The following is a 6000-nucleotide window of genomic DNA, read 5'->3' as shown; positions in this document are numbered from 1 at the left end:
CATCTCGCCGCCTTCGAAGCGGTTGCCCGTACCGGCAGCGTGACGGCAGCGGCGCGCGAACTCGATCTGACGCAGAGCGCCATCAGCCGCCAGGTCAGCGCGCTGGAAGAGCAGCTTGGCGTCGAGCTCTTCCGGCGCGAACGCCAGACCATGCGGCTGACGCTTGCCGGCGACGGATATGCCCGCGAGATTCGCGAGGCGCTGCGGCGGATATCGAGCGCCTCGCTGAATCTGCGCGCCAATCCGCATGGCGGCACGCTTAATCTCGCCATCCTGCCGACTTTCGGCACGCGTTGGCTGGCGCCGCGCCTGGGACGCTTTCTCGCCGCCAATGCCGGCGTGACCATCAATCTGGTGACCCGACTTTCGCCCTTTGATTTCCGCCTCGATTCGATCGACGCCGCCATCCATTTCGGCCATCCGCACTGGCCGGGCGCCGAACTCGCGCTTCTGATGTCGGAGCGCACGGTGCCGGCCTGCAGTCCGGATTTTCTGAAGCAATATGCGATCTCAGGACCGGAGGATCTGCTCGCCGTTCCGCTTCTGCATCTGACGACACGTCCTGACGCCTGGGAGCAATGGTTTGCCGGCAATGGCGTTTCCTTCGAAAACGTGCACGGCATGCTCTTCGACCAGTTCGCCACCGCCGCGCAGGCCGCAATCGCCGGCCTCGGCGTCGCCCTGCTGCCGACATTCCTGATGCAGGAGGAGATCGGGCGCGGCGATCTCGTCGCCGCTGTCGACCGTGAAATGGAAAGTCGCGAGCGCTATTATCTCGCCTTTCCGCCCGAGCGCGCCGATTATGCGCCACTTGCCGCCTTTCGCGACTGGATCGTCGCCGAAGCGACCGCCAATCCGACTGCGTGACGAACGGCTTGCATCGGCAGGGCGCTTTCGACCATTATGCCTACCAAACAACTTTGCAGGAAATCTCCATGAAGCCGATCTTCGTCCAGCTCCAATGCGCACCCGGCAAGACCTATGATGTCGCCGACGCCATCTACCAGACCGAACTGGTCTCGGAGCTCTATTCGACCAGCGGCGAATACGATCTGCTGCTGAAGGTCTATATCGAGGAAGGCCAGGATATCGGCAAATTCATCAACGACAACATCGCCAATATACCCGGCATCGTCCGCTCGCTGACGACGCTGACCTTCAAGGCATTCTAGAGCAATTCCAGCAAAAGTGTGCAGCGGTTTTGCGTCCGGAATTGCGTGAAAACAAAAGAGATGGAGCGTTTCCGTGATTCGAGAAAAACGGAAACGCTCTGAATTCCCGTCAGACCCGGTTAACCTTTTTCGCGAAGATTGGCCCACGCAAGCGGTCACCTAAACCGCGCCTTAACGCCGGGCATATCTGGTCGTTGTTATCACAGGCCCGCATCAGCGCGGGCCGGTACGTGCAGCGATAGGTGAAAAATGTCGATCGTCGAGGCAGAGAGGGCGCGCGCGATGCCGCAGTTGGAAACGGCTCCGCTGATCGTCCATGTCGTGCGCCAGTTCCTGCCCAATCGCGGCGGCCTGGAAGATGTGGTCGCCAATCTCGCCCGCCAGACCGTGCGCCGTGGTTACCGCGTGCGCGTCGTCACCCTGGATTCGCTCTTCACCGCGCCTAAAGACAAGCTGCCGCTTCGCGAAGATATCGACGGCATCGAGGTGGTGCGCATTCCCTGGTCCGGCACCAGCCGTTATCCGCTGGCACCGCAGGTTTTTCGTCATCTCGCCGATGCCGATCTCGTCCATGTCCATGCCATCGACTTCTTCTTCGACGCGCTCGCCTGGGGCCGGCTGCTGCACGGCAAACCGATGATCGTCACCACCCATGGCGGCTTCTTCCACACGCGGAAATACGCGACGATCAAGAAGATCTGGTTCCGGACATTGACCCGTGCTTCGGCGATGGCCTACCGCCGCGTCGTCTGCTGCAGCGCCTCCGACCTCAAGCAGTTTTCCGAGATCGTGCCCGACAGCCTGCTGATCGAAAACGGCGCCGATATCGGCAAGTTTGCCGACACCGCTTCACGCCGGGCAAAGCGCCGCATCGTCACGATCGGCCGATTTTCGGTGAACAAACGGCTGGACCACCTGCTCGATGCGATGGCCATGTTGAAGACCCGCGATCCGGAATGGCATCTCGACATCGTCGGCGCCGAATCCGACCTGAACCGGGCGGATGTCGAAGGCGCAATCGAAAGCCGTCATCTGTCCGGCCGCGTCACCCTGCATGTGTCGCCCGAGAACGACACCATCCGGCGCATCATCGCAGAAGCCTCGATTCTCGCCTCCGCCTCGGAATATGAAGGTTTCGGCCTGGTGGCGCTGGAGGCGATGAGCGCCGGCCTCCTGCCGGTGCTGAACGCCAACGATGCCTTTGCGACGCTTGCCGCCCGGCATCCCGTTCTCATGCTTGCCGATTTCACCAATCCTGAGAGCGCCGCCACGGCGATCGAAGCGGCATATGAACACCTTTCGCGCCAACCGGACGCCGTTCGCGCCGAGCTTCTCGACGCCGCCCGTGGCTATTCCTGGGATATCGTCGCCGGACGTTATATCGATCTCTACAGATCGCTTGATGTCAGCGCCGCGGAAAGCATCTGATCCTGTCTTCCTGCCGCATAAGCGCTACAGCGTTGCACGTGTGAAAAGACGCGCGGCGCCGTAAATCCCCAGTCACGCTCTCGCCAGACGGATGATCTCGTCGAGCACGAATTTGCGCGATTGCGGCGGCGTCAGATTGTGGTCGGCATCCGGCAACATCAGCAGGCGCACGTTCGGATAGCGGGAAAGCCTGGCGCCGCGCGGCCCGAAGTGGAAATAGACGTGGTCGAGCCCGACATCGCCTTCGCTGTAGATCAGCGTCAGCGGCACCTTGCGCTTGCCGAACAGCGCGAAGGAGTGCCGGACCTCGCGGGCGATATGGCGCCGGTCGGGAAGCAGCTCGAGCAGCGGCGCAATCCATGGCGACAACCGGCGGCCAGCGGCGATGACGATATTCTGCAGCGCTGCAACGACGTCCACCTGGCCGCGCAGCAGCCGCTTCAGCGTGTCGAGCCGCGCCAGGCGCTGGCTGTAATCATCGAGGCTGCGGGGAACGGAGACGACATGTTCCCTGCGCACCGGCATGTCAGGATCCCAGTAATAGACGAAGGGATTGATCGACACGACAGCCTTCAAGCGCTCATCGGCGACGCCGGCGCGGAAGGCGACATAGCCGCCGCTGCATCGGCCGGCGACCATGACGGGGCCGGCGACGACACCTTCGAGCAGATCGAGCGCGGCGACTGCATCTCCGGTCTGCGTATCCGAATAAAGCACCTGTTCCGGCGCATCCGGCCGCGGCGGACTGTCACCGACATTGGCGGAATCGAAGCGCAGCGAAACGACGCCTTGGCGGGCGAGCTCGCGCGCCATATCAACCGTCGTCCGTCCCCAGCCGGCATGCCGGTCATAGGCCGTCGACAAGAAGAGCACGGCATTGCCCTTGATCTCGCCGAGCGGCCGGCTGACGACGCCGACCAGATGATTATGGCTTCCGAAACGCACCGGAGCTTCGGCAAAACCATCGCCAGCAAGCGGCGGGTTGTCGATCGCCGTCGGCGAATGGGCGGCGGATGTCTCTGTCGTCGTTGCCTCCAGCCACGTCGTCAGCAGCGCCACGACAGCCATCGGCGTCTTGGCAAACAGCGGGTTGGTAGCGAGCTCGTCATAGCCTTCGAAAGCCTTCTGCTCGACATCGGCGCCAAGCGCCTTCAGCGCATCGGCAAAGCCGGTATCCTCGGCCTTGGCAGGACGTTCGAGGATCAGGTAGCGGGAGGTTGCGAGCCCCTGCGGCGAGGTGATGTTGAGCTTGCCGAGCTCGGCGGCGATCTCTTCGGGCATGACGAGCCCGGCAATCTGCACCTTGGCAGTCTGCACATGCTCCTTGCCGAGGCCGAGATCGGCATCGATGATCTTGGACCACATGTTGAGTTCGCGCAGATAGGCCCGGCCGCTCAGCACCGGCGCCAGCATGACGATGCTATCGACGCCCTCGATCGAGGAACCGACGCGATGAGCAAGCGTCGCGCCGAGGCCCTGAGCGATGAGGATGATACGGTCGCAGCCGCTCAACGACTTCAGCTTGTCGGCGGCCGCGCGGATCGAATCTTCCCAGGTTTCCAGCCTCGCCGGCAGTGCGTCGAAATTAAGCGCATCGCCGGTGCCGCGATAGTCGAAGCGCAGGCTCGGCACGCCGATATCCGAGAAATGCTCGGCCGCGACGCGGAAGAATTTACGGCTGCACATCTCCTCGAAACCCCAGGGACTGACGAAGAGCACCGCGGCCGAACGTTTCTTGGCGAGAGGATTTTCAGGCATGAACAGCCCGATCGTGCCGTCGAAGACCACAGGCAGGGCGGCGCTGCGTCCCGCCCCCTCGGCCGGTTCGAGCGAGAATTCACCGGGCGCGACCTTCGCACGATCGGGATCGCCGGGAAGCCGCGGCGCGATGAAATTGATCGCGTAGCCAACCGGTCGCCGCAGCAGGGACGGCATCTTCTCGACAATGGAGCGCATGACTTCGACATCCTCGCCCGGCACGGCGCGCAGCACCCGGAGTGCTGCAAAATAGGCGAATGCGCCGGCGATGATGGCGCCGACCAATCCGGCCGGACCCTGGACGAATTCCAGCACGGAAATCGCTCCGCAAGCACACAGCACGGAGGCGAGCGTCACCTTCGTCAGGCTTGCGTAGAGACCCGAAAGCTGGGATCCGAATCCTGTCTGTCTGATCATCATCACCGACATCGCAACGAATACGAGGATGCGCACGAGTGCGGCACCCTCGGCGGCAAGCCTAGGTACGATCAGTAAACAACCCGCTACCATCAGTAGGCCACCTATCACACTGATGTTCAGGCGGGAGCGGGCCCTGTCCATCGACAGCAAATAGAGGCTGAGGATCTGCATGAAGGTATAGGCGGGAGCAACGAGCGCAAGCAGCGCCACTACCGTCCCGCTGCGGCGGAATGCTTCGCCGAACACCACGAGCACCAGTTCGCTAGAGATCGCGGCGAGCCCCAGGCTCATCGGCAGCACGATATAGGCCATGCTGCGGGTAACGGCGGTAAAGACCTCGACCGGCAATGTCGAATCGTCGCTGCTGTGCCGCCGCTCGGAATAATAGGGCAGCAGGCTGCCGGTCATCTGGATCGGCAGTTGCAGCGCGATATTGGCGATCGACAGGCCGACGGCATAATAGCCGACCATCTCCACCGACCAGAACTGCTGCAGGAAGAGAAGCTCGAGGCGGTTGAGGAAAATGGAATCGATGATGAACTGGATCGACAGGATGACGGAAGAGGAGGCGAGATATTTCAGCGAGACCCCGCACCAGTCGCGCCGCGCCAGAAGGATCGGCAGCGTGGCGAAAAACAGCACGAGCTGGCCGAGCGCATAACCGACGAGAACGCCCTCGACGCCGTAGAAAACGGCGCCGACGGCAACGCCGGCAAGCTGCACGATCGAGACGGCGACCGTCAGCTTAAAGAAAGCGCCGAGCTTCTTTTCGCCGATCAGGTAGAATTTGACGAAGGATCCGATCGCCTGGATAAAGAACAGCACGCCCGTGACCAGAGCGACGGATGGCGCGGTGTCGGCCCAGTGCATCTTTTCGGAGGTGAGGAAGAACAGCGCGTAGAGCGCCAGCAGCACGACGGTCGAGAACATCATGAAGCTGACGAGGATGGCGGCAAAACCCCGCCGGCGGCGCGCGTCGAAGCCTTCCGCCGAAAGTTGCGGCAACGTCTTCAGCAGCGTGATGCTGGAGCCGAGCTCGGCGATCGAGGCGCCGGTCACCACCAGCCAGAGCGAGAAGGCGACGATGCCGTTGGCTTCCGGCCCGAGCAGCCGCGCGGTTATGATCGATGACACAAAGCCCGTCAGAAGCAGCAGCATGCCTGCCGCCGCGTTCATCACCGAGTTTGCGATAATACCCTTCGACATCTGTCCATCCGTCAGG

The 6000-nt window shown here is 62.4% G+C and carries 4 protein-coding genes; 3 read left to right on the top strand and 1 reads right to left on the bottom strand.

The window, feature by feature from the left end; all coding sequences use genetic code 11:
• The 3 genes from HX899_RS14295 to HX899_RS14285 all read left to right on the top strand — a co-directional run.
• Positions 1-867: LysR family transcriptional regulator (locus tag HX899_RS14295; protein ID WP_181292715.1), on the top strand; the 867-nt coding region annotated here is incomplete at its 5' end.
• A 68-nt stretch (positions 868-935) separates the two neighbouring features.
• Positions 936-1172: an Lrp/AsnC ligand binding domain-containing protein gene (locus HX899_RS14290; protein WP_138331878.1), complete on the top strand. Its 237-nt coding sequence runs from the start codon at positions 936-938 to the stop codon at positions 1170-1172.
• Positions 1173-1421: 249 nt separating this feature from the next.
• Entirely contained in the window at positions 1422-2600 is a 1179-nt protein-coding gene (locus tag HX899_RS14285; RefSeq protein ID WP_138331879.1) for a glycosyltransferase family 4 protein, read from the top strand.
• 72 nt (positions 2601-2672) lie between these two features.
• Here HX899_RS14285 and HX899_RS14280 read toward each other — a convergent pair whose 3' ends face one another.
• Positions 2673-5984: an oligosaccharide flippase family protein gene (locus tag HX899_RS14280; RefSeq protein WP_181292714.1), complete on the bottom strand. Its 3312-nt coding sequence runs from the start codon at positions 5982-5984 to the stop codon at positions 2673-2675.
• Positions 5985-6000 lie beyond the last annotated feature (16 nt).

The sequence above is a fragment of the Rhizobium sp. WYCCWR 11146 genome (assembly GCF_013591995.1).
GTDB classification, from domain to species: domain Bacteria; phylum Pseudomonadota; class Alphaproteobacteria; order Rhizobiales; family Rhizobiaceae; genus Rhizobium; species Rhizobium indicum.
Note: the sequence above shows the minus strand (reverse complement) of the source record. Positions and strands in the feature narration are given on the sequence as shown.